Below are 23712 nucleotides of genomic sequence, written 5' to 3' on the forward strand. Positions count from 1 at the left end.
GGCGGCACCGGGATTGCCACAAGAGGCCATTTCTGCGATATTGACTGAACGCACATTCAAAATGAATGCGAGATAGTGTTGTAAAACAATATTTTGCATTTGAATGAAAATACGAACTGAACGGGAGACTGATATGGCGGCCAAGCGGGAATTTGACGATTTCAACGACAACACTCCTGCTGGCGTGGATGCAATGGCTGAGAAGCACCTCGTGCAGCCCTGGCCTGTCTCGGGGTCGATCGGCGCCGAGGCCCGTGGCTTCATCGAGAGCGGCGAAGGCATCTATGTGACCGATCATACCGGCCGCCGCCTGATCGACGGCCCTGCCGGCATGTGGTGCGTCAATGTCGGCCACCGCAACAAGGAACTGGCGCAGGTCATGCACGACCAGGCGATGGCGCTCTCCTACAATTCGCCGTGGTACACGACGAACCAACCCGCGGCGGTGCTGGCCAAGCGGCTCGCCGGTCTTGCGCCTGAGGGTCTCGGCCACGTCTTCTACACGACCGGCGGCTCGTCGGCGGTGGAGACGGCGCTGCGCTTCATGCAGTTCTACAACAACGTGAAGGGCCGGCCGGAGAAGAAGATGATTATCTCCCGCGAGGGTGGCTATCACGGCTCGACCTATCTCTCGGCCTCGCTCAATGGCCGCCCGCGCGACCATGACTGGATGGATTCGGCGCGCGAGCAAATCCTGAAACTCTCCTGCCCCAATCCTTTCCGTCGTCCCCAGGGCATGACGGAAGCCGAGTTCACGGATTTCCTCGTCGCCGAATTCCGGGGGCTGATCGAAAAGGTCGGCGCCGACAAGATCGGGGCCTTCATCGGCGAGCCGATCATGGCCTCGGGCGGCGTCATCGTGCCGCCGGAGGGCTATTGGCCGCGCATGCGGGCGCTCTGCAGCGAGTTCGACATCCTGTTCATCATGGACGAGGTCGTCACCGCCTTCGGCCGTCTCGGCCATGTCTTCGCGGCCGACGACGTGTTCGGCGTCAAGCCCGACATGATCACCTTCGCCAAGGGCGTCACGTCAGGCTATTTCCCGCTGGGCGGCGTGATGATCGCCTCCAAGCTGTTCGAGGAACTGCGCCAGTCCAACCACAATGACGCGATGTTCGCGCACGGCCTGACCTATTCTAGCCATCCGATCGGTTGCGCCGTGGCGCTGAAGAATCTCGACATTCTCGAGGAGGGCCTGCTCGACTATGCGCAGTCGATCTCGGGGCATTTCCAGAGCCGGCTCAAGGCGCTTGAAGACCTGCCGCTGGTGGGCGAGGTGCGTGGGCGCGGCCTGATGGCAGGCATCGAATGCGTCGCCGACCATGTCAGCAACAACCCGCTGACGCTCGATCTCGAAGTGGGCAAGCGCATCGACAAGCATTGCCAGGAACTGGGTCTGCTTGTCCGGCCGCTGATCAACATGTGCGTGATGAGCCCGCCGCTGACCATCTCCGTCGCCCAGATTGACGAGATGGCCGATATCCTGCGCAAGAGCATTGTGATCACGCAGGACGAGTTGGTGCGGGAAGGGCTCTGGAAGGGGTGAGCAGAGTTCAAGCGTCAAACTGCTCAAAGCGCCGATAAACTGTCACGCTACTCTCGTCATGGGGAATGCATGCGGGCGGCGGCAAGACGGTAAAGCGCGTGTCAATCATCGCATCAGAGTAGTCCGAGATCACCTCGGTGGCTACGACTTCGCATCTGTCGAAATCCTCTTCCGAAAAATCAGCTTCAAATATGAACTCGATGAAGATGATATTGCCTTTGTGGGCGCATCGGACGGCACGAATGTTGGGCGTGACTGCGTCGAGCAATGCGCGCTGTGAGCTGAGCAAAAGCCGGATTCGTTGATCGATTTCCATTAGGTCACGTCCTCGACGGCAAAAGAATAATCGCGCTGCCGACTAGGCAGACCACAAGCCCCGTCAGGTCCCACCTGTCGGGGCGCTGGCCTTCCACCAACCACAGCCACAGAATGGATGCCGCGATATAGACACCGCCATAGGCCGCGTAGGCACGGCCGGCGGCATCTACAGGTATGAAGGTCAGCAGCCAGGCGAAGAGTGCCAGCGACACCATCCCGGGTGCCAGCCAAAGCGGCGACTTGTCCAGCTTGAGCCACGCCCAGAAGGCGAAGCATCCAGCGATTTCCGAGAGGGCGGCGGCGGCATAGATGAGATAGACCATGGCTCAGACTGGCATGGTCTATCGCCGAATTCCAGCCCTTGGATCAGCCCATCCGCATCCGGGCGTTGACCTCAGCGACTTCCTTTTCCTCGGGCGCCTTTTCCAGCGTCATCACCGGTAGCACACGGCGGAGATGGTCGTGATGGGTGCGGACGCCATATTCGAGGTCGGAGAGGTAGAAATTGCCGAAGCTCTTCGATGCCATCGCCTCGTTCGACCAGATCGTTAACTGGACATCTTCCGACAGCGTGTCTCGGTCGATGCGCATCTGGAGATAGCGGGCGACTTCCTGCTCGCGGGTCTCTTGCCTGTAACGATAGACGGCGCCGCGCAGCCTGGTCTCGGTCCGGGAGATCGGGAACTCCTGGTAGAATTGCACGGTCTCCGGAGTTACCGCGATCACGCAGTTCGGAAAGAGGCCGTAATAGATCCACGCCTTCTTCAGCCGCTCGGGCAGGCGCGGATTGTCCTGGCTGATCTTGACATAGTTGCGCACGCTCCAGCGGCGGCCGGCATGCGGGTTATAGATCGCGAAGGAGCGGCAGATGCCGTTGACATAGGGCTCGTCGTAATAGGTCTGGCCGTAGAGATCCTGCAACGCCGGATGGGCCATGGCAACGTGATAGCCTTCGTTATCGACGTCGCGCACGGACTTCCAGTTGACCGGCGTCGTCTGGGTGAAAATCTCACCTGCCGGCACCATTGTCTCTGATTGGTAGGGGCGGAGCTCATCCGCGAAGGGTGCCATGATCTCGGCAACGGAAGCCTGCTGCCCCTTGGCGAAACGGATGAAGACGAAGCCCATCCAGATCTCGGTATCGAGCGGGGTCAGGCCGAACTCGACCTTGTCGAGCGGCGGGAAGGATTGGGGGCGGGAGGGCCCGCGCAGCGTGCCGTCGAGATTGTAGACCCAGCCGTGGAACGGACAGACCAGCGCGTTGCGGCACTTGCCCTGCTCATCGGCGACGAGGCGCGAGCCTCGGTGCTTGCAGATATTGTGGAAGCCACGGATCTCGCCATCCTGGCCCCGTAGGATCAGCGCCCGTTCGCCGACGATATCCATGGTCAGGTAGCTGCCGGGCTCGGGCAGGTCCGAGATGTGGCAGGCAATCTGCCAGTGCTCGCGAAATATATGCTGCTTCTCGAGCTCCAGCATTGCGTCTGAATGGTAAGTCCAGCCGGGCAGGCCGCGGCGATCCCAATCGTTCGGGACATTCAAATCGCGGACAATCTCGTTCATGGCGGGCCTCATTATTTGCTGAATGTTCATTCAATATAATCATATTTTCCCAAGAATTGGAATAGGTTGCGAGAGAAATTCGTTTGAGTGATGGTTGATGGCGCGCCGGATCGCTTGCAATCGCCAGCCGTCGATCTCCGGAAAAAGCAAACTGCTTCAAAGGGATATACGGCCCGGCATCAGGTCGCGCGTTGCAGCGTAAATTTCTTGCCGGAGCGGGCAGAACAACCTGTTCAATGCGTGATCAGGACGTGTGCCGGGGTCGGGCGGTCGATGCCCTTGAGGGTCAGCGTGCGCAATTCCGATTCCGAGATCGACGTTGGTGCCAGGGCTGCCGTTTCGACCGAAATCACGATCTCGCCGGCGGCGGCCTGGGATTCCAGTCGCGAAGCAAGATTGACCGCACCGCCAATCGCCGTGAAGTCGCTACGGAAGGTGGAGAACTCACCGATCTCGACCTCGCCGGTATGAATGCCGACACCGACGCCGATGGCACCCGATACGGTGTGGTCGAGATCCAGACCCAGCGAACGGAGAGCGATGCCGCACTGGACCTGTATATCGCGTGCCGCCTTGATCGCAGCCTCGGCGTGGTTTTCTATCTTGATGGGAAAGTTGAAGATTGCCATCAGGCCATCGCCCATCTGCTTGTTGACGATCCCGTCATTGTCCCAGATCGCCTGGGCGCATTTATCCTGGAACACGCTGACGATCTCGCTCAGTTGGATCGGCGCCATGCGCTCCGACAGATGGGTGAAACCACGGATGTCGGCAAACAGAATCGTCGCAACGGAAGTGATGTGGCGCTGCTTCTTTACATATCGGAATGAACGTTCGCAGATTGTGCAGATATTGGGATTCATCTTGCTGCGCGTAATGCCGAAAGCCCTGAAGGGCAGGGCCAGCGGTCCCCGAATGGGAATCGGCATATGCATCTGGTCCCAGCATCCCCGGCAAATGTGGGCATTGTTACGCGCCGTCGATTCCATTCAACGACCTCCAGCCTTATCAGCGGCGCATCCATCGATATCGGTTCCGGCCGCCAAAAAGACAGAATGTCTCTTTTGACGGCTTCTGGCAACCTGCAGGCCCGCCGTTCGTGACCGACGGGAGGGTTCGCTCATTTTTCGGCTTCTTCATTCAGCCATTTCATGAACAGCATGGCCTCCGCCGTCATGCGCTTGCCGCCCTGGGCCTGCACGATATAGTGGGATTCTTCGACCGGCAGGGACGCTTCGATGGGTTTTTCGAGGCGGCCGTCGAGAATATAGGCCTCGGCGAGGCCATCGAGCACGATGGCCGGGCCGACGCCGGACGCGGCCATTTCCAGCGCCGAGATCGTCGTATCGATATTCATGCCCGGTGCTGGCGGAAGCACGAAGCCGGCCGATTGCGCCAGCCGCTGCCAGAGATTTTCGTAACCCGTGACATGGATCAGCATTCGATTGGTGACCAGCGATTTCAGCCGTGCCGCATCGTCGTCACCTTCGGCCATGCCTGGCGCGCAGACGACGATCACGTTGTGGCGCAGCAGCAGCGTCGACTTGACGCCCGACCATTTGCCGTCGCCAAAGCGGATGTCGATATCGGCGACTTCCTCGCTGGACGCCGGAGCCCACACGATGGTCGAAATCCGGAGCGAAATGTCCGGCCATTGCTTCTGGAATTTTGGCAATCGCGGCGCGAGCCATAGCGCCAGCAGCGAAATCGGCGCCCGTATGGTCAGCATCCGTTTACCGACGGGGCCAAAGAGGCCGGCGGTTGCGGCGGCGAGTTCATCGAAGCTGTTACGCAGCGGCGGCAGGTAGGCGGCGCCGATATCGGTCAAGCGCAGGCTGCGCGGCAGGCGTTCGAACAGCACGACGCCGAGATGCTTTTCCAGCGACCGCACCTGGTGGCTGACGGCCGCCTGGGTCAGGTTCAATTCGGCGGCAGCCAGCGTGAAGCTTTGATGCCGCGCGGCGGCCTCGAAGGCGCGCAGCCATGCGAGCGGCGGAAGCTGGTAGCCTGCGAAGGGATTGTGATCGTTCATTCTGTCCGTGGGGGCGGGCGGTTTCGTGCCGGACTCTAACCAGAGATTTTCCATTCCGCTAGGCCTCCTCGTCTTCAAGCAGCCAGGCAGCGGCGCGGGACGCCACCATCATAACAGGCGCATTGGTATTGCCCGAGATAATGGACGGGAAAACCGAGGCATCAGCGACGACTAGCCCCTCGATGCCGTGCACCCGCAGGCGCTGATCAACAACGGAGGTCAGCGGATCGCTGCCCATGCGCGCCGTGCCACAGGGATGATAGACGGTGCCGGAGCGGGTGCGGAAATCATGGGTCAGTTCGTCATCGCTTTGCACCGAGGGGCCGGGCACCAGTTCCTCGGCGGTGATTTCGGCGAGCGCGGGCTGGGCGGCAAGGCGGCGGATGAGCTTGACGCCGGCGAGCATGCCAGCCAAATCGCCTTCCGTGCCATAAGCATTGGCGCGGATCAGAGGGTGTTCGAACGGGTGGGCGGAGCGGATGAGAATGTTGCCGCGCGATTGCGGCTTGGTGCTGGATATGCCGATCGCATAGCCGGGGAAGGGATCGGGCTCCAGCAATGGCCGCGTGCCGCTGCGGGCAGTCGCGGTACTAATCGCCTGGAAATAGAGCTGGATATCCGGACGCTCGATATCCGGCCGCGATTTTACGAAGCCACCGCCCTGGTTGAGGCTGAGGCCGAGCGGGCCGGAGCCAGCGAGCAGGAATTGCATGCCGGCGCGCAGCTTGCCCCACCATGGCCTAAGCAACTGGTTCAGCGTCGGAATGCTGGCTTTGAACGTGTAGTTGATGCCGAGGTGATCCTGCATGTGATGACCGACAGCGGGGCTATCTTGCAGCACATCGACGCCGATTGACTTGAGATGCTCCACCGGGCCGATGCCGGAGAGCTGCAGCAATTGCGGCGTGTTGATCGAACCGGCGGCGAGGATGACGGCGCGGCTGGCGGTCAGCACCCGTCGCGCGCCGCGATGGTCGATCTCGATCCCCGTCGCGCGTTTGCCGGTCAACATGACCTTAGTAGCCTGCGCGCCCGTAATAAGCGTCAGGTTTTTGCGCTTGAGCGCGGGGCGCAGGAAGGCGCGCGCGGCAGACATGCGCCAGCCGCCTTTCGTGTTGATCTGGTAGATGCCGATGCCTTCCTGCTGCGGCCCATTGAAATCCGGATTGAACGGGAAGCCGGCTTCTTTTCCCGCGCGGATAAAGCGTTCTGTCAGAAGCTGTGGCCTGCGGCTCGCATCGGTGATATGGACGGGGCCGCCCGCCCCCCGGAGATCGCTTTCGCCGGCTTCGTTGTCTTCGAGTGCCTTGAAGAACGGCAGGACGTCCTTGAATCCCCAGCCCGGATTGCCCGCCGCCGCCCAATCGTCATAGTCGCGCCGGTCGCCGCGAATCCAGACCATGGCGTTGATCGAGCCGGAGCCGCCCAGCAGCTTGCCGCGCGGCCAGAAATCGCGCTGGCCGTTCAAGCCGGGATCGGGTTCGGCGTAGTAGTTCCAGTTGATGGATTTGTCGTAGAAGGTCTTGCCGTAGCCGAGCGGCATCTGGACGAAGAACTTCCTATCCGTGCCGCCTGCCTCGACGATCGCGACCTTGTATCGGCCATTGCGGCTCAGTGCCTCGGCCAGCACGCAGCCGGCCGAGCCGGCGCCGACGATCACATAATCGAATGTCGCGCCATCGCGTTCCATCAAAGCTCCGCCGGGAAGCCGGGGGCGCGGAGATCGGTGCCGGTGGCGTCTTCCAGCAGCTTCACCACCTGGCTCGACCACGCGCCGCCGCCATAGGCCGCCTTGGCGCGGATGAAGGTCTGCATCGCCTGTTCTGCGAGATCGAGCGGCACGCCGAATTCCTTGCCGAAGCCGAGCGCGAAGCCGAGGTCCTTGACTGCGAGGTCCATGGTGAAATTGATGTTGTAGCTGCCGTTGAGGATCACCTGGCCCTCGGTCTCGTGGACGAAAGAATTGCCCGAGGAGGCCTTGATGATGTTGAAGGCGTCGGTCAGGTCGATGCCGCCCTTCTTCGCCAACATCAGCGCCTCGCCCGTCGCGATCAGGTGGATGAAGGCGAGCATGTTGGTGATGACCTTGATCACCGCCGCCTTGCCGAGATCGCCGGCATGGAAGATCTCGCCGCCCATGGCCTGGAGCGCGGGCTTGTGCAGTTCGAAAAGATCCTTGTCGCCGCCAGCGATGACAGTGATTTCGCCGGTAGCGGCCTTGTGGACGCCTCCGGTGACAGGTGCCTCCATCATCCGGATGCCCTTGTCAGCGGCCACGGCCGCCAGCCGCGTGACGTCGTTATGGTCGAGTGTGCTCATCTCGATCCAGGTGCCGCCGGATTTCAGGCCCGAGAGAATGCCGCGAGGGCCGGTCAATACGGCCTCGGAAACCTTGGGCGAGGGCAGGCAGGTGATGACGCAATCGACCTTTTCCGCGAGCGCCTGCGGGTCGTCCGCCCATTTGGCGCCGCCCTCGATCAACGTCCTCGCATTGGCCTTGTCGAGATCGTTGATCGTGAGGTCGAAGCCAGCCTTGAGCAGACTGCCTGCGAGATAGCGGCCGAGATGGCCGAGCCCGATAAAACCGTAGCGCATTGTTCCCCCGCAAGCCCGTCGCAAACAAACGGAATTGTATATTCCGAGGGGCTGATATTTTTGTGCGATCGATGTTAGCCTATTTCCCTGGGCAGGTAATTCCCCACTTCGCACAAAAATAACAGATACATTGCGCCGCAATCCTTTGTTTGCGCCAAGGCTGGGCAAAAGGGCAAATCCGGTCCAGTATCATCGCCGTTGCCGGGACGACAGGGACGGCTGCGCATGGGTTTCTCGGAGGTCTGAATGTCAGAATTGCCATCAACGGCACCGGTGGTGATCATCGGCGGCGGCGCAGTGGGCGCATCGAGCCTCTATCATCTCGCCAAGGCCGGCTGGACCGATTGCATCCTGCTCGAAAAGAACGAGTTGACGGCAGGCTCCACCTGGCATGCGGCGGGCAATGTGCCGACCTTCTCGTCCTCGTGGTCGCTGATGAACATGCAGCGCTATTCGGCCAGCCTCTATCGCGGGCTTGGTGCCGAGGTTGATTACCCCATGAACTATCATGTGACGGGTTCGATCCGGCTCGGTCACTCCAAGGAGCGCCTGCAGGAATTCAAGCGCGTGGTGGGCATGGGCCGCTATCAGGGCATGGAACTCGACATCCTGTCGCCCGACGAGATCAAGTCGCGCTATCCCTTCGCCGAGACCCATGACCTGACCGGCGCGCTCTATGATCCCAACGACGGCGATATCGACCCGGCGCAGTTGACTCAGGCGCTCGCCAAGGGCGCGCGCGACATGGGCGCCAAGGTCGTCCGCTTCTGCCCGGTCACCTCGGTTCGTCGCGAGAATGACGAATGGGTCATCGTCACGCCGAAGGGCGAAGTGCGCTGCGAATATGTCGTCAATGCCGCCGGCTACTACGCGCGCGAAGTCGGCAAGATGTTCGGCCGTGATGTGCCGATGATGGTGATGAGCCACCAATATATGCTGTTCGACACGATCCCGGAGCTCGAAGCCTGGTCGAAGGAGGCCGGCCACAAGCTGCCGCTGCTGCGCGACGTGGACAGCTCCTACTATCTCCGCCAAGAGAAGTACGGCATGAATCTCGGGCCGTACGAGAAGAACTGCAAGGCGCATTGGGTCACCAGGGACGACCCGATGCCGGAGGATTTCTCCTTCCAGCTTTTCCCCGACGATCTCGAGCGGCTGGAATGGTATCTGAACGACGCGATCGAGCGCGTGCCGATCCTTGGCACCGCCGGGCTCTCCAAGATGATCAACGGCCCGATTCCCTATGCGCCCGATGGCAATCCGCTGATCGGCCCGATGCCCGGTGTGCCCAACGCTTTCGAAGCCTGCGTCTTCACCTTCGGCATCTGCCAGGCCGGTGGAGCCGGCAAGGTGCTGGCGGAATGGGTGATGAACGGCGAGACGGAATGGGACATGTGGTCCTGCGACCCGCGCCGCTACACCAATTATACAGACCCGCAATATTGCATCGATAAGGGCGTGGAAATCTATGGTCACGAATATGCCATGCATTTCCCCAAGCACTACTGGCCGGCCGGCCGCGACCAGAAACATTCGGCGATCCACGACCGGATTGCAGGGCTAGGTGCGCAGTTCAAGCCCTATAACGGCTGGGAACGTGCCATGTGGTACGCCAAGCCGGGTGACGATACGTCGGAAGCCGCGACGCAGACATGGAACCGCAACGGCCCGTGGTCGCCTCGCATCGAGGAAGAATGCCTCGCCGTGCGCGACACTGCCGGCATTCTCGATCTTCCCGGATTCTCGCGTTTCCGCATCAAGGGACCGGGCGCGACCGAATGGCTCAAGGGCCTGATCACCGGCCGCGTACCGAAGCCGGGCCGCATCGGGCTGGCCTATTTCTCCGACGACAAGGGCCGGATTGTCACCGAAATGTCGGTCATGATGCTGGATGAGGATTTCTTCTTCCTGATCACCGCGGCGACCGCGCAGTGGCACGATTTCGAATGGCTGAAGAAGCATCTGCCTGAGGATGCCGGCTTCACGATCGATGATGTCACCGAGCAGTTCTCCTGCCAGATCCTCACGGGGCCGAAGGCGCGCGACATCCTTTCTGAAGTCACCGACGCCGATCTGAGCAAGCCATGGCTGACGCATCAGTCCTGTCAGATCGCTGGCCGATGGCTGCAACTCGTCCGCGTTTCCTTTGCCGGTGAACTCGGCTGGGAACTGCACACCAAGGTGGATGACACGGGCACCGTTTTCGACGCTCTCTGGGCCGCCGGCCAGAAGCATGGCCTGAAACCTTTCGGCATGGAGGCGCTCGATTCGCTCCGCATCGAGAAGGGCTATCGCGCCTGGAAGGGCGATCTCTCCACGGACTACACGATCCTGCAGGGCGGCCTGGAGCGTTTCGTCGATTGGTCGAAGCCCAGCTTCAAGGGCAAGCCGGCGCTGGAGCGCGAGAAGCAGCAGGGCGTGACCAAGCGCTTCGTGACATTGGTCGTCGATGCCGGCGATTGCGATGCGCCCTACATGTCGACGCTCTGGCATGCTGACCAAGTGGTCGGTGAGACGACTTCGGGCAATTGGGGCTACCGGACGGCCAAATCCATCGCGCTCGGCATGCTGCGCGCCGATCTTGCGGTGCCCGGCACGGAAGTCGAGGTCGAAATCTTCGGCGACAAGCGCAAGGCGATCGTCCAGGAAGACAAGCCGCTGTTCGATCCCGAGAATGAAAGGCTACGTGCATGAAGAAGCCCATTCCCACCAAGGCGCGCGCCGTCATCATCGGCGGTGGCGTTTCGGGTTGCTCGGTGGCCTATCACCTCGCTAGGCTCGGCTGGACCGATGTGGTACTGCTCGAACGCAAGCAACTGACATGTGGCACGACCTGGCATGCGGCCGGCCTGATCGGCCAGATGCGCGGTTCGCTGAACATGACGCGGCTCGCGAAATATTCCGCCGATCTCTATGTCAAGCTCGAAGCCGAGACCGGCATCGGTACCGGCATGAAGCAGAATGGTTCGATGACCATGGCGCTGACCGAGGAGCGCAAGCAGGAAATCTACCGCCAGGCCTCCCTCGCCCGCGCCTTCGATATCGATGTCCGGGAGATTTCGCCTCAGGAAGCCAAGGAGATGTACCCGCATCTCAACATCGGCGACATCAAGGCTGCGGTCCATCTGCCGCTCGACGGCCAGTGCGATCCGGCCAATATCGCCATGGCGCTGGCCAAGGGCGCGAGGCAGAATGGTGCAACCATCATCGAGGGCGTCAAGGTCACGGCGGTCAACCAGAAGGATGGCCGCGTCTCAAGCGTCACCTGCGAGCAGGACGGCGAGATCTACACGATCGAGACCGAGAATGTCGTCAACGCCGCCGGCATGTGGGGCCGCACGCTCGCCAATATGTCCGGTGTCACCGTGCCGCTGCATGCCTGCGAGCATTTCTACATCGTCACCGAACCGATCCCCGGCCTCAAGCAGCTCCCCGTGTTGCGGGTGCCGGATGAATGCACCTATTACAAGGAAGACGCCGGCAAGATGCTGATCGGCGCCTTCGAGCTCAAGGCAAAGCCTTGGGGCATGGACGGCATTCGCGAGGACTTCTGCTTCGACCAACTGCCCGAGGACTTCGACCATTTCCAGCCGATCCTGGAAATGGCTGTTAAACGCATGCCGATGCTCGAAACCGCCGGCATCCACACTTTCTTCAACGGTCCCGAGAGCTTCACGCCCGATGACCGCTATTATCTCGGCGAGGCGCCCGAGTTGAAAGGCTACTGGGTCGCGGCCGGTTATAATTCGATCGGCATCGTCTCCTCGGGCGGCGCCGGGATGGCGCTGGCGCAGTGGATGAACGATGGCGAGCCGCCCTTCGATCTCTGGGAGGTCGATATCCGCCGCGCCCAGCCGTTCCAGAAGAACCGCGCCTATCTCAAGGAACGCGTCTCCGAGACGCTCGGCCTGCTCTATGCCGACCACTTTCCCTATCGCCAGATGGCGACGGCGCGCGGCGTGCGGCGCTCGCCGCTGCATGAACATCTCAAGGCACGCGGCGCGGTATTTGGCGAGGTCGCCGGCAACGAGCGCGCCAACTGGTTCGCGAAAGAGGGTCAGGAGCGCGAGTACAAATACAGCTGGAACCGGCAGAACTGGTTCGAAAACCAGAGGGACGAACACCTGGCCGTGCGCAACGGTGTCGGCCTGTTCGACATGTCCTCCTTCGGCAAGCTCCGCGTCGAAGGGCGCGATGCCTGCGCCTTCCTCAACCGGCTCTGCGCCAACCAGATGGATGTCGCCGCAGGCCGCATCGTCTATACCCAGATGCTGAATCACAAAGGCGGCATCGAGAGCGACCTGACCGTCACACGGCTTTCGGAGAATGCCTTCTTCCTCGTCGTACCCGGCGCGACGCTGCAGCGCGATCTGGCATGGCTCAGGAAGAACCTGACCTCCGACGAGTTTGTTGTCATCACCGATGTCACGGCTGGCGAGGCGGTGCTCTGCGTGATGGGTCCGAAATCGCGCGAACTGATGCAGAAGGTCAGCCCCAACGATTTTTCCAACGCCAGCCATCCCTTTGCGACAGCACGTGAGATCGAAGTCGGCATGGGCCTCGCCCGGGCGCATCGCGTGACCTATGTCGGCGAACTCGGCTGGGAGCTTTATGTCTCCTCCGACCAGGCGGCTCATGTGTTCGAGGCGCTGGAAGAAGCAGGCGCGGATGTCGGGCTCAAGCTCTGCGGGCTGCATACTCTCGACAGCTGCCGGATCGAAAAGGCCTTCCGCCATTTCGGCCATGACATCACCGACGAGGATCACGTTCTGGAAGCCGGTCTTGGCTTCGCCGTCCGGCTCAACAAGCAGGACTTCATCGGCCGCGAGGCGGTGCTGCGCAAGCAGGAGGCCGGCCTTAAGCGCCGCATGCTGCAATTCAAACTCGACGATGCCCAGCCGCTGCTCTTCCACAACGAGGCGATCGTGCGCGATGGCAAGATCGTGTCGATCGTCACATCGGGCAATTACGGTCATCATCTCGGCGGCGCCATCGGCCTTGGCTACATGCCATGCGAAGGCCAGAGCGAAGCCGATGTACTCGGCTCCAAATACGAGATCGAGATCGCCGGCACGCGCCTTTCGGCGACGGCGTCGATTGCGCCGATGTATGATCCCAAGTCGGAAAGGGTGAGGGCATGATCTCGACCCCTGACATGATATGGCAGCATTCGCGTTACACATATCCTCGCAAACCATAGGAGGATATCATGCTCGCAGAACGCCACAGGAAATTTCACGCACTTCATCAGGAGGGTTGCTTCGTCATCCCGAACCCGTGGGACATGGGCTCGGCAAAGATGATGGCGGCGTCGGGCGCCGTGGCGCTCGCCACCAGTTCCGCGGCCCTGGCCTTCACGCTCGGCCGGCCGGATATGGGCCGGGTCACGCGCGAGGAAGCGCTGAAGCATGCCGAAGATATTGTGCGCGCCACGCCGCTGCCGGTGTCGGGCGATTTCGAGAATGGCTTTGCCGATGCGCCCGACGATGTCGCCGAGACGATCCGGCTGGCGGCGCGAGCCGGTCTGTCGGGCTGCTCGATCGAAGACACGCAGATGATCGACGGCAATCCGGCTTACGATTTCGAGTTCGCGGTCGATCGCATCAGAGCCGCGGCGGACGCCGCGCGCTCTCTGCCGCAGCCCTTCATGCTCTGCGCTCGCGCCGACGGCGTGATGAACGGCGTCTATGATCTCGACGAGGGCATCCGCCGCATCCAGGCTTTTGAGCGGGCCGGTGCTGGTCTCGTCTACATTCCCGTCCCGCCCGGCCCGGAGGAACTGAAGCGCGTCATCGCTTCGGTGAAGGCGCCGGTCAATGCGCTGGCGGCGGGGCCGCTGACCAAGCTTTCGGTCAAGGAGATTGCGGCCATCGGTGCTCGCCGCATCTCGCTCGGCTCGATGATCGCCCGTGTCACCCATGCGGCGATCGCGGAACAGATGGATGCCATCATGAAAGATGGCGATTTCACGAAACTTTCAGCGGCGGCCTCGGGCAGCAAGATCGATGCCATGCTTATCGCCGGGTCGAATACGGAGAACCAGAATGAATGAAATGGTCCTGAACCGGCGCACTGGCGGCCGTGCCGCCCGCGTTGCCGCCCGCTCCGCACCTCTGGCGGAAAACCTGCGCCCGGTTCGTCCGGGCCTTCCCGGCGGCCAGTACAAGGCGCTGACCGATGCGGGTATCAAGCGCATCCACGAGGCAGCGCTGGAAGCGCTCGAGGTGATCGGCCTGTCGCAGGCGCCGCAGACCGGGATCGATGCGATGACCAAGGCCGGCGCCATCCTCGGTGAGGGTGGCCGCCTGCGGTTCCCGCGCGCACTGGTCGAGGACATGCTGGCCAAGGCGGCGCGCGGCATCACGCTTTACGGTCGTGAAACGAAATACGACCTCGACCTGAGCGGCACCAAGGTTCACTTCGGCACTGCGGGTGCGGCGGTGCATATCGTCGATGTCGAGAAGCGCGAGTATCGCGAGTCGACGTCGAAGGACCTGCTCCAGGCTTCGCAACTCGTCCACCATCTCGACAACGTGCATTTCTTCCAGCGCGCCATGGTCTGCCGCGACGTGGAAGACAATCTGCTGATGGACATGAACACGCTTTATGCGTGCTGCGCGGGAACGACCAAGCATGTCGGCACCAGCTTCTCCGATCCTTCCTTCGTTGGCGATGGCTTCGAGATGTTGCACATGATCGCCGGCGGTGAGAATAAGTGGCGGGCGCGTCCCTTCGTCTCCAATTCGAACTGCTTCGTCGTGCCGCCGATGAAATTCGCCACCGAAAGCTGCCAGACGATGGAGCATTGCATCCGCGAGGGCATGCCGATCCTGCTGCTCTCCGCCGGCCAGGCGGGTGCCACGGCGCCTGCGCCGCTGGCGACTGCAATCGTCCAGGCCGTGGCGGAATGCCTCGCCGGTGTCGTTTATGTCAATTCGATCGCGCCCGGCCATCCGGCGATCTTCGGTACATGGCCTTTTGTCTCCGATCTGCGCACCGGCGCGATGTCGGGCGGCTCGGGCGAACAGGGCCTGCTGACGGCCGGTTGCGCCCAGATGCACCAGTTCTACGGCCTGCCGGGTGGTGCTGCCGGCGGCATGTCCGACTCCAAGCTGCCCGACATGCAGGCCGGCTGGGAGCAGGGTATCCTCAACGTGCTCGCGGGCCTCTCGGGCCTCAACATGGTCTATGAATCGGTCGGCATGCATGCCTCGCTGCTCGGCTTCTGCCTGGAATCGCTGGTGCTCGGCGATGACCTGCTCGGCCAGGTGCAGCGCTGCGTGCGCGGCATCGATGTCACCGAGGATTCGGTGTCGATCGAGACGATGAGGCAGGTCTGCCTCGAAGGCCCCGGCCACTATCTCGGCCATCCCCAGACGCTGGAACTGATGCAGACGGAATATATCTACCCCGCCGTCGCCAATCGCTCCAGCCCCAAGGAATGGAACGAACTCGGCCGGCCCGACCTCATCCAGAAGGCGATCGAGCGGAAGAACAAGATTCTGGCGGATGCCGCGCCGTCGTTGATCGATTTCGAGGCCGATGCGGCGATCCGCAAGCGGTGGCAGATTTACTGCTGAGTTGGGAGCGGTCGGTGTGAGCCGGCCATCTATACCTAAACCTTGAAGTCTCTCAAGCGCTCTTCCAGCAGTCTGATCGTCGGTGCATCGGCATTGGCGAAGGCGAAGCGCAGGTGATTGTTCTGGCCTTCGCCGAAATAGATGCCGGGCAGGCAGACGATGCCTGCCTCGCGGGCGAGTTTCTCTGCCACCACTTCGGATTTGACGCCGGGAAACGGGTGTCGGACATAGGCGAAATAGGCGCCGAGCGCATCCATCTTCCAGTTGGGCAGCCGCGACATGACATCCTTCAACGCCTCGGCACGGCCCGAGATCTCGGCGCGGTTGGCGCGGCGCCAGTCGGCAAGTGCCGGGATGGCCTTGGCCACGGCGGCCTGGGCGGCGCGGGGCGCGCAGATCTGCAGATTGTCCATGACCTTGGCGACCTGATCGACCATAATGGGGCCGGCGGTGATCGCACCCAGGCGATGGCCGGGAATGCAGTAGGATTTCGAGAAACTGTAGGTCAGCGCCAGCCCATCCTCCCAGCCGGGAACGGACAGGAGATCATGCAATGGTTGGTCATCCGTCAGGAAGTCGCGATAGGTCTCATCGACGATCAGCCAGGTGCCGTTCCGGCGGCAGAGCTCGAAAATCTCGCGCAGCAGCGCCGGCGGATAGACCGCGCCGGTCGGGTTGTTGGGCGTCACCAGCACGAAGGCTTTTACGCCCGGCTTCAGCATAGCCTTCACCGCCGCCATGTCGGGCAGGAACCGGCTCGCCGGATCGCAGGCGACCGTCGTCACCTTGATGCCGAGCATGGCGAGCGTGGTTTCCTGGTTGAAATAGAACGGATTGGTCACGGCCACCGTGTCGCCGGAGCTCGCCACCGCCATTGCGATGCACATGAAAGCCTGGTTGGCGCCCGAGGTGATGTGGATGTTTGTGGCCGATATGCCCGCGCCATAGAGATCCGAGACATGCGCGGCATAGGCCTTGCGCAGCACGTCCTCGCCCTCGATCGCGCCATAGCTGGTATAGGCCTTCGACCCCGCGGTCTCCGCCAGCCATTCGAGCATCTGGGGATGCGGCGGATAGCCGGGCACGGCCTGGCTGAGATCGATCTTCGGCCCGCGCGAACCATCATACTGCCGGCCCCATGCCAACACCGACGGCACCGGCGGCGGCGAAAGCTTTTCGATCAGGGGATTGAAGTCAGCCATGCGGGCGTTCTCTTTTCGGAATTAGGACAGGTCCATCTATGCATCTGGCTTTGGACCATGTTCCGAAGTCCGTCAATCTTTCTCCCAAGCACACAACGAAAACCCTCCCCGCCAGCGGCGGGGAGGGCGGCCCGGATGACCGGGAGGAGAATCGTAAAAGTCATCCGGACCTGAGGAGTCGCGCGGATCAGGCCGTAGCCGGCCGGCCGTCCGGGCCGAAGCGGTGGACCTTGCCATCCATCGGGATGACCGAGACCGTATCGCCGGCATTGTATTTCGTCGTGCCGTTCTCGCGTACGGTCATCGGCTCGTCGAGGCCCATGTCGACATAGAGGAAGGAATCCGCGCCGAGCTTTTCGGTGTGGATGACCTTGCCGCTCCATGTGCCGCCGCCGTCCACCACGGTCAGGTGTTCGGGGCGGACGCCGACGGTGGTGCAGTTGAACGGATCAGCGTGCTTGCCGGTCAGCAGGTTCATTTTCGGCGAACCTATGAAGCCCGCGACGAAGAGCGATTGCGGGTGCTCATAGAGTTCGAGCGGCGATCCGACCTGTTCGATCTTGCCGGCCGAGAGAACCACGATGCGGTCGGCGAGCGTCATCGCCTCGACCTGATCGTGGGTGACGTAGATCATGATCGCATCGTCCATGCTCTCATGCAGCTTGGCGATCTCGATGCGGGTCGCGACGCGGAGCGCGGCATCGAGGTTCGAGAGCGGCTCGTCGAACAGGAACACCTTCGGGTTGCGCACGATCGAACGGCCGATGGCGACGCGCTGGCGCTGGCCGCCAGACAGTGCCTTCGGGAGACGCTCGAGATAGTTCGTGAGCTGCAGGATATTGGCGGCCGAACGCACCTTCTTGTCGATCTCGGCCTGCGGTTCCTTGGCGATGCGCATGCCGAAGGCCATGTTGTCATAGACCGTCATGTGCGGATAAAGCGCATATGACTGGAATACCATGGCGATGCCGCGCTTGGATGGCGGCACGTCGTTGACCAGCACGCCATCGATATGCATCTCGCCGCCCGAGATATCCTCAAGGCCTGCGATCATGCGCAGAAGCGTCGATTTCCCGCAGCCAGATGGGCCGACGAAGACGATGAACTCGCCCTTCTCTATTTCGAGATCCACGCCATGGATGACGTGTACCGCGCCGTAGGACTTCTTGACGTCCTTCAGAACAACTCCTGACATGCTCATTCCCTCCTCACCGATTTCTTACGTCCTGCGGGCGAACCATGCGCCCCAGGCCGATAGACTTATGTTCCGTTCATTCTGCTCGGACTGAAAACCGTGTCCGTCCAGTGTTTCCCAGCTACCCTCGGGCAGCGCCGCCACCACCGAGTGTTCCGATATGTTGAATATGCAGAGCAAAACTTCGTTGCCGTGCATCCGCGTGAAGCTCAGCACTTCGTTGCCGGCTTCGAGAAATTCGATCTCGCCCTTGGCAAAGGCGGGATGCCGCCGGCGGAACGCGAGGAACTGCCGGTACTGATTGAGAATCGACGACGGCTCGCCGTTCTCCGCATCCGCCGCGAGGTCGAGATGGTTTGCGGGCACCGGCAGCCAGGGCTTGACCAGTGAGAAGCCGCCATTCGGCGCCGCCTTCTCCCACACCATCGGGGTACGGCATCCGTCGCGGCCCTTGTAGTTGGGCCAGAACTGGATGCCATAGGGATCCTGCAGGTCCTCGAAGGCGAGATCTGCTTCGGGCAGGCCGAGTTCCTCGCCCTGATAGATGCAGACCGAGCCGCGCAGCGTCATCAGCAGTGCCGAGAGCAGTTTCGCATAGCCCGCGACGTCGTGGACGTTCGAGCCCCAGCGGGAAATGTGGCGCATCACATCGTGGTTGGAGAATGCCCAGCAGGCCCAGCCCTCGGGCGCCACGCGCTGGAATTTCTCCTGCGTCGCCTTGACGAAAACAGGCGTAAGCGCGTCGGGCGCCAGGAATTCGAAGGCGTAGCACATATGCACCTTGTCGCCGCCGGACGTGTATTCGCCGGCAATCTCAAGGCCGCGCTGGGAATCGCCGACTTCGCCGACGGCGGTGATGGCTGGATACTCATCAAGCACGGCGCGGAAGCGCTTGAGGAATTCAAGGTTCTCGGGCTGGCTCTTGTCGTAGAGATGTTCCTGATGGTTGTAGGGATTGACCGCAGGTGCGGTCTGGGCATTGCGCAGTTCTGGCGCGAGCGCCGGATTGTGCCTCAGGTGCTTGTCGTGGAAGTAGAAATTGATCGTGTCGAGGCGGAAGCCATCGACGCCTTTCTGCAGCCAGAAGCGGGTGACGTCGAGCAGCGCGTCCTGGACCTCGGGATTGTGGAAATTGAGGTCCGGCTGCGAGGTCAGGAAATTGTGCAGGAAATACTGCAGCCGCCTTGTATCCCATTGCCAGGCTGAGCCACCGAAGATCGACAGCCAGTTGGTCGGCGGCGTGCCATCGGGCGCGGGATCGGCCCAGACATACCAGTCGGCCTTGGGATTAGTCAGCGATGAGCGGCTCTCGACGAACCAGGGATGCAGGTCCGATGTATGAGAAAGCACGAGGTCGATCATCACCCTGATGCCGAGGCGGTGGGATTCGGCGATCAGTAGGTCGAAATCATCCAGCGTGCCGAAGATCGGATCGACGTCGCAATAGTCCGAGACATCGTAGCCGAAATCCTTCATCGGCGAGGTGAAGAAGGGCGAGATCCAGATCGCGTCCGCGCCGAGGCTTGCGATGTGGGGCAGGCGCGCGGTGATGCCCCTGAGATCCCCGATGCCATCGGCATTGGAGTCCTGGTAGCTGCGCGGATAGATCTGGTAGATCACCGCGCCGCGCCACCAATCCTTGTCCGGCATCGGAGAGATCGGGCTTGCCTGGTTCATCGTCGTCTGCCCCACGATATGCTGGTTCACGTCAGCCGCCCTTCACCGAGCCTGCGAGCAGGCCGCGCACCAGGAACCGTTGCAGCGTGAAGAACACGAGAAGCGGAACCACGATGGTGATGAAGGCCGAGGCGGTGAGGATTTCCCAATTGCCACCACGCGAGCCGAGCAGGTTCACGAGGCGTCCGGTCAGCACCAGCTCTTCGTTGCCGGCGCCGAGGAAGACCATGGCGACAAGCAGGTCGTTCCAGGTCCACAGGAACTGGAAGATCGCGAAGGAGGCGAGTGCCGGGAAGGACAGCGGCAGCACGATCTTGAGGAAGATTTCGAAATCGGTGGCGCCATCGACGCGGGCCGATTCCATGATTTCCCTCGGCAAGCCCGCCATATAGTTGCGGAGCAGGTAGATGGCGAGTGGCAGGCCGAAGCCGGTATGCGCCAGCCATATGCCGAGATAGGTCTTGGACGGTACGCCGAAAATATTGCCGACGCCGTTATACATCTTGAGCAGCGGGATCAGCGACATCTGCAGCGGCACGACGAGCAGACCGACGACCATGGCTATGATCAGGGCACGACCGGGGAATTTCATCCAGGCGAGCGCATAGGCGGCAAAGGCTGCGACCAGGATGGGGATGACCGTCGAGGGGATTGCCACCGTCAGCGAGTTGATGAAGGACGTGCCGATGCCCTGGGCCGACAGCACTTCCCGGTAATTGTCGAGCGTGAAACGCGGCGGGATCGAGGCGACGAAGGCGATGCGCTGGCCGCGGTTGCCCTCGAGCTTGGTCGGCGACACGATCTCGAACGCGCCGTCGGCCTGGACCGTCAGCGTCGAGCCTTCACGAAGCGTCGTCGACTGGCCGGGCTGGAATTCCGACGGTTTGGTGGGTGTGGTGCCCCAGGCGCTGACCTGGCCGCCGCGCGCTTCGAGCACATTGCCCGAGATCACGAACTTGCCATCCTTCTCGACCTGAGCATCGGAGCCCGGGGCGCGGAAGACGACGTTCTGGGTCGAAGTCGACAGTGCCGTCCACCAGCCCGAACTGGCGAGCTGGTTCTTGTCGCGCAGCGACGAGATCAGCAGGCCGGCGGTGGGCAGCGTCCAAAGGACGACGATCAGAAGTACGGAGAGATGAACCACCCACATGAGGGGAGAGCTTTTGGTCCCGGTCATCAGTGTCCCTCCATCTCTTTGCGTGCGTTGCGGATGTTCCAGATCATGATCGGAATGACGAGGACCATGATGACGATGGCGATCGCGGCACCTCGGCCGAAGTCGCCGCCACCGCGGAACATCCAGTCGAACATCAGGTTTGCGAGCACCTGGCTTTGCCACTGGCCATTGGTCATGGCGAGCACGACGTCGAAGACCTTGAGGACGAGGATGGTGATCGTGGTCCAGACCACGGCGATCGTGCCCCAGATCTGCGGCACCATGATCTTGAAGAAGATCTGGAAGCCATTGGCGCCGTCGATGACCGCCGCCTCGATCGTTTCCTCGGGAATGCCGCGAAGGGCTGCCGACAGGATGACCATGGCAAAGCCCGTCTGGATCCAGACGAGGATCGCCATCAGGAAGAAGTTGTTCCAGAAAGGTATCGTGATCCAGGCCTGCGGATCGCCGCCGAAATAGACAACGAGCGCGTTCAATATGCCAATCTGGGCGGTGGCGGCGTCACGGTAGTCGTAGACGAATTTCCAGATCACGGCAGCGCCGACAAAGGAGATCGCCATCGGCATGAAGATCAGCGATTTCGCGATATTGCCCCACCAGATGCGGTCGGTCAGCACGGCGATGAGCAGGCCGAAGAAGGTGGCGGCTGCGGGTACGACGAGCAGCCACATGAGATTATTGAACATCGATTCCCGCCACTGGGAGTCGCCGAACATCCAGACGTAGTTGGATATCCCGACGAAGTGGGTGCCTGTTCGATCGCTGAACGACAGGCGGATGGAGTCGAAGACCGGGTAGACGAGGTACAAGATGAGCGCGATGAGCGCCGGGCCGAGGAAGAGCCACGGCCGGATCATGTTTGCCCGGCGTATGTTGCGCCCGGCTTTGGCGGCATCGCTGCCATTTGATGGAAAGATCATGTCCAGAATAAAGTTGCTGCCGAAGAAATAGATGGCGCAACCAATCACCCCGGCCACCATCGTGAAAATGGCGTACAGAAGCTGCTGCATCGCTGGTTCCCTCCCCTGTCCCAATCGCCGCCGAATGGCGAAATTCGTCCCTCGCCGGTGCCTGCCCTCTCCCATGCGGGATACGAGGCGCCGTCGCTTCATCATCGTGCGAATACAAGAAAAGTCTAAAACGCATCGGTTGTCGACACACTTTCAGACATCCGCCGTCTACGTTGGTGAAAGTCCCGGTTGGCCCAGGCCCAGATCGTCGACGGATTAGAGGCGGCGGGGCCGCGAGGCCCCGCCGAGATGCGTTGTTACTTGATGGCGTCCCAGGCCTTCTGGATGCCTGTGGCGACATCTTCGGCCGACTTGCCGCCGACATAGTCGATCATGCCGGTCCAGAAGGCGCCGGCGCCGATCTTGCCCGGCATCAGGTCCGAACCGTCGAACCGGAAGGTCGTCGCGTTGGTCAGGATCTCACCCATCTTCTTGGAAGGCGCGTCGGAATAGGCATCCGGATTGACCTTCTTATAGGGTGTCAGGAAGCCGGTTTTTGCCATCCAGACTTCGTGGGCGATCGGGGTTTCCAGCCATTCCACGAAAGCGCGGGCGGCAGGCGTATCCTTGGTGATCGCCACGAGCGTACCGGCGCCGAGAACCGGATTGCCAAGTTCGGGCTTGGACGCATAGGGCGGCAGGTAGAAGAAGTCGGCATCCTGGCCGAGCTTCACGCCATCACCGAAGAACGACGGGATGAACGAGGCCTGGCGGTGCATGAAGCACTTCGGCGGCGAGGTGAACATGCCCTTCGGGCTGTCGCGGAAGTCGGTGGAGGAAACAGCCTGCACACCGCCATCGACGAACTTGTCGTTCTTGGCGAACCAGCCGAATTCCTCGATCGCGCCGACAACGGCCGGATCGTTGAACGGAATGGCGTCGGTCACCCACTTGTCATAGACTTCAGGTGCCTGCGTCCGCAGCATCATGTCCTCGACCCAGTCGGTCGCCGGCCAGCCGGTCGCGCCACCGGAACCAAGGCCGATGCACCAGGGCTTGCCACCATCGGCCGAGATCTTTTCGGTCAACGCCTTGAGCTCTTCCATGGTCTTGGGCACTGTGTAGCCCGCGTCCTCGAAATTGTCGGGCGAATACCAGACGAGCGACTTCAGGTCGGCCTTATAAGGGAATGCGAAGAACTTCTCGGTGCCGTCCTTGTCCTTGTAGGTGCCGAGCTTGACCCAGCTGTCGCCGGCGGCATAATTTTCCTTCATCCAATCCGCGTGCTTCTGGCCGAGATCGACGAGGAAGCCCTTGGATGCGAGGTCGTTGAGCAGGCCCGGCTGCGGCAGGACAGCGATATCGGGCGGGCTGCCGGCCTGGGTGTCGATGACGATCTGCTGTTCGTAATTTTCGGACGAGGAATACTTGACGTTGATGCCGGTCGCTTCCTGGAAATAGGCAAGCATCTTGAGCACGAGCGTTTCGTCATCGCCGCGCCACGGGCCGAAGATCGTCAGCGTCTGCCCCTTGAGGTCGGAATGGCTGTTCTTGTATTCGTCAAAGCTTGCCCAGTTGAAGCGCTTGTCTTCGCCCGGCTTGAACTCGAGGTCTGCGGCACTGGCTGCGCCCGCGAGGAGCGCGAGGGCCGCGACGCCCATCATAAAGGTCTTCTTCATCCTGTAATCCTCCCTTGGATTTGAATATGCGTAAACGGGCCGCCCCTGCCGGCGCGACCGTTTCCTAAAAAGCGTCGTTCGAGAATGGAGCCTTCAGTTTCGTCCTCCCGATTTGAAAGCGCTTTAAAAACATAAAACGATTTTGGCGCGAAAATGTCAAGCCTTCCGTTGTGTTTTTTATCGGCCGGCCTGAAGACA

The 23712-nt window shown here is 61.5% G+C and carries 18 protein-coding genes; 5 read left to right on the forward strand and 13 right to left on the reverse strand.

From position 1 onward, the window contains the following. Positions 1–133: 133 nt before the first annotated feature. Positions 134–1546, forward strand: a complete 1413-nt coding sequence (locus tag ACSQ26_RS27705; protein ID WP_436014690.1) for an aminotransferase — start codon at positions 134–136, stop codon at positions 1544–1546. Between the two features lie 7 nt (positions 1547–1553). Here ACSQ26_RS27705 and ACSQ26_RS27710 read toward each other — a convergent pair whose 3' ends face one another. The 7 genes from ACSQ26_RS27710 to ACSQ26_RS27740 form a co-directional block, all read right to left on the reverse strand. Then, complete coding sequence (locus ACSQ26_RS27710; RefSeq protein ID WP_436014692.1) at positions 1554–1862, reverse strand: hypothetical protein; 309 nt, start codon at positions 1860–1862, stop codon at positions 1554–1556. A gap of 4 nt (positions 1863–1866) precedes the next feature. Next, positions 1867–2187 (reverse strand): YnfA family protein, encoded by a 321-nt coding sequence (locus ACSQ26_RS27715; protein WP_436014694.1) that lies wholly within the window; start codon positions 2185–2187, stop codon positions 1867–1869. Between the two features lie 43 nt (positions 2188–2230). After that, positions 2231–3427, reverse strand: a complete 1197-nt coding sequence (locus ACSQ26_RS27720) for an aromatic ring-hydroxylating oxygenase subunit alpha (RefSeq protein WP_436014696.1) — start codon at positions 3425–3427, stop codon at positions 2231–2233. Between the two features lie 233 nt (positions 3428–3660). Beyond that, positions 3661–4416: an adenylate/guanylate cyclase domain-containing protein gene (locus ACSQ26_RS27725; RefSeq protein WP_436014698.1), complete on the reverse strand. Its 756-nt coding sequence runs from the start codon at positions 4414–4416 to the stop codon at positions 3661–3663. A 131-nt stretch (positions 4417–4547) separates the two neighbouring features. Then, positions 4548–5459 carry a LysR family transcriptional regulator gene (locus ACSQ26_RS27730; RefSeq protein ID WP_436014700.1) on the reverse strand — a complete coding sequence of 304 codons (912 nt, stop codon included), beginning with the start codon at positions 5457–5459 and terminating at the stop codon, positions 4548–4550. A gap of 58 nt (positions 5460–5517) precedes the next feature. After that, positions 5518–7149 (reverse strand): GMC family oxidoreductase, encoded by a 1632-nt coding sequence (locus ACSQ26_RS27735; protein ID WP_436014702.1) that lies wholly within the window; start codon positions 7147–7149, stop codon positions 5518–5520. Further along, positions 7149–8054, reverse strand: coding sequence for an NAD(P)-dependent oxidoreductase (locus ACSQ26_RS27740; protein WP_436014704.1), 906 nt, complete (start codon positions 8052–8054; stop codon positions 7149–7151). The genes ACSQ26_RS27735 and ACSQ26_RS27740 overlap by 1 nt, the downstream gene beginning before the upstream one ends. Before the next feature lie 246 nt (positions 8055–8300). Between ACSQ26_RS27740 and ACSQ26_RS27745 the strand changes: the two genes are divergently transcribed. The 4 genes from ACSQ26_RS27745 to ACSQ26_RS27760 all read left to right on the forward strand — a co-directional run bounded on the left by ACSQ26_RS27745 (position 8301) and on the right by ACSQ26_RS27760 (position 15634). After that, a complete protein-coding gene (locus tag ACSQ26_RS27745) occupies positions 8301–10748 on the forward strand; it encodes a GcvT family protein (protein ID WP_436014706.1) in 2448 nt (815 codons plus the stop codon). Further along, positions 10745–13195, forward strand: a complete 2451-nt coding sequence (locus tag ACSQ26_RS27750) for a GcvT family protein (protein WP_436014708.1) — start codon at positions 10745–10747, stop codon at positions 13193–13195. Before ACSQ26_RS27745 ends, ACSQ26_RS27750 begins: the two co-directional genes overlap by 4 nt. 68 nt (positions 13196–13263) lie before the next feature. Beyond that, positions 13264–14106: an isocitrate lyase/PEP mutase family protein gene (locus tag ACSQ26_RS27755; RefSeq protein ID WP_436014710.1), complete on the forward strand. Its 843-nt coding sequence runs from the start codon at positions 13264–13266 to the stop codon at positions 14104–14106. Then, positions 14099–15634 (forward strand): trimethylamine methyltransferase family protein, encoded by a 1536-nt coding sequence (locus ACSQ26_RS27760; RefSeq protein ID WP_436014712.1) that lies wholly within the window; start codon positions 14099–14101, stop codon positions 15632–15634. Before ACSQ26_RS27755 ends, ACSQ26_RS27760 begins: the two co-directional genes overlap by 8 nt. A gap of 35 nt (positions 15635–15669) precedes the next feature. Here the strand turns inward: ACSQ26_RS27760 and ACSQ26_RS27765 are convergent, their stop codons facing one another. From ACSQ26_RS27765 to ACSQ26_RS27790, 6 genes are all read right to left on the reverse strand, one after another. Beyond that, positions 15670–16836 carry an aminotransferase gene (locus tag ACSQ26_RS27765; RefSeq protein ID WP_436014714.1) on the reverse strand — a complete coding sequence of 389 codons (1167 nt, stop codon included), beginning with the start codon at positions 16834–16836 and terminating at the stop codon, positions 15670–15672. A 187-nt stretch (positions 16837–17023) separates the two neighbouring features. After that, complete coding sequence (locus ACSQ26_RS27770) at positions 17024–18031, reverse strand: ABC transporter ATP-binding protein (protein WP_436014716.1); 1008 nt, start codon at positions 18029–18031, stop codon at positions 17024–17026. 24 nt (positions 18032–18055) lie between these two features. Continuing rightward, complete coding sequence (gene bglA, locus ACSQ26_RS27775; protein ID WP_436015500.1) at positions 18056–19708, reverse strand: beta-galactosidase BglA; 1653 nt, start codon at positions 19706–19708, stop codon at positions 18056–18058. A gap of 31 nt (positions 19709–19739) precedes the next feature. After that, entirely contained in the window at positions 19740–20885 is a 1146-nt protein-coding gene (locus ACSQ26_RS27780) for a carbohydrate ABC transporter permease (protein WP_436014718.1), read from the reverse strand. After that, entirely contained in the window at positions 20885–21895 is a 1011-nt protein-coding gene (locus ACSQ26_RS27785; RefSeq protein ID WP_436014720.1) for a carbohydrate ABC transporter permease, read from the reverse strand. The genes ACSQ26_RS27780 and ACSQ26_RS27785 overlap by 1 nt, the downstream gene beginning before the upstream one ends. A 257-nt stretch (positions 21896–22152) precedes the next feature. Next, positions 22153–23514: an ABC transporter substrate-binding protein gene (locus ACSQ26_RS27790; protein WP_436014722.1), complete on the reverse strand. Its 1362-nt coding sequence runs from the start codon at positions 23512–23514 to the stop codon at positions 22153–22155. Positions 23515–23712 lie beyond the last annotated feature (198 nt).

Source organism: Rhizobium sp. LjRoot254 (assembly GCF_964254105.1).
Lineage (GTDB): Bacteria > Pseudomonadota > Alphaproteobacteria > Rhizobiales > Rhizobiaceae > Rhizobium_E.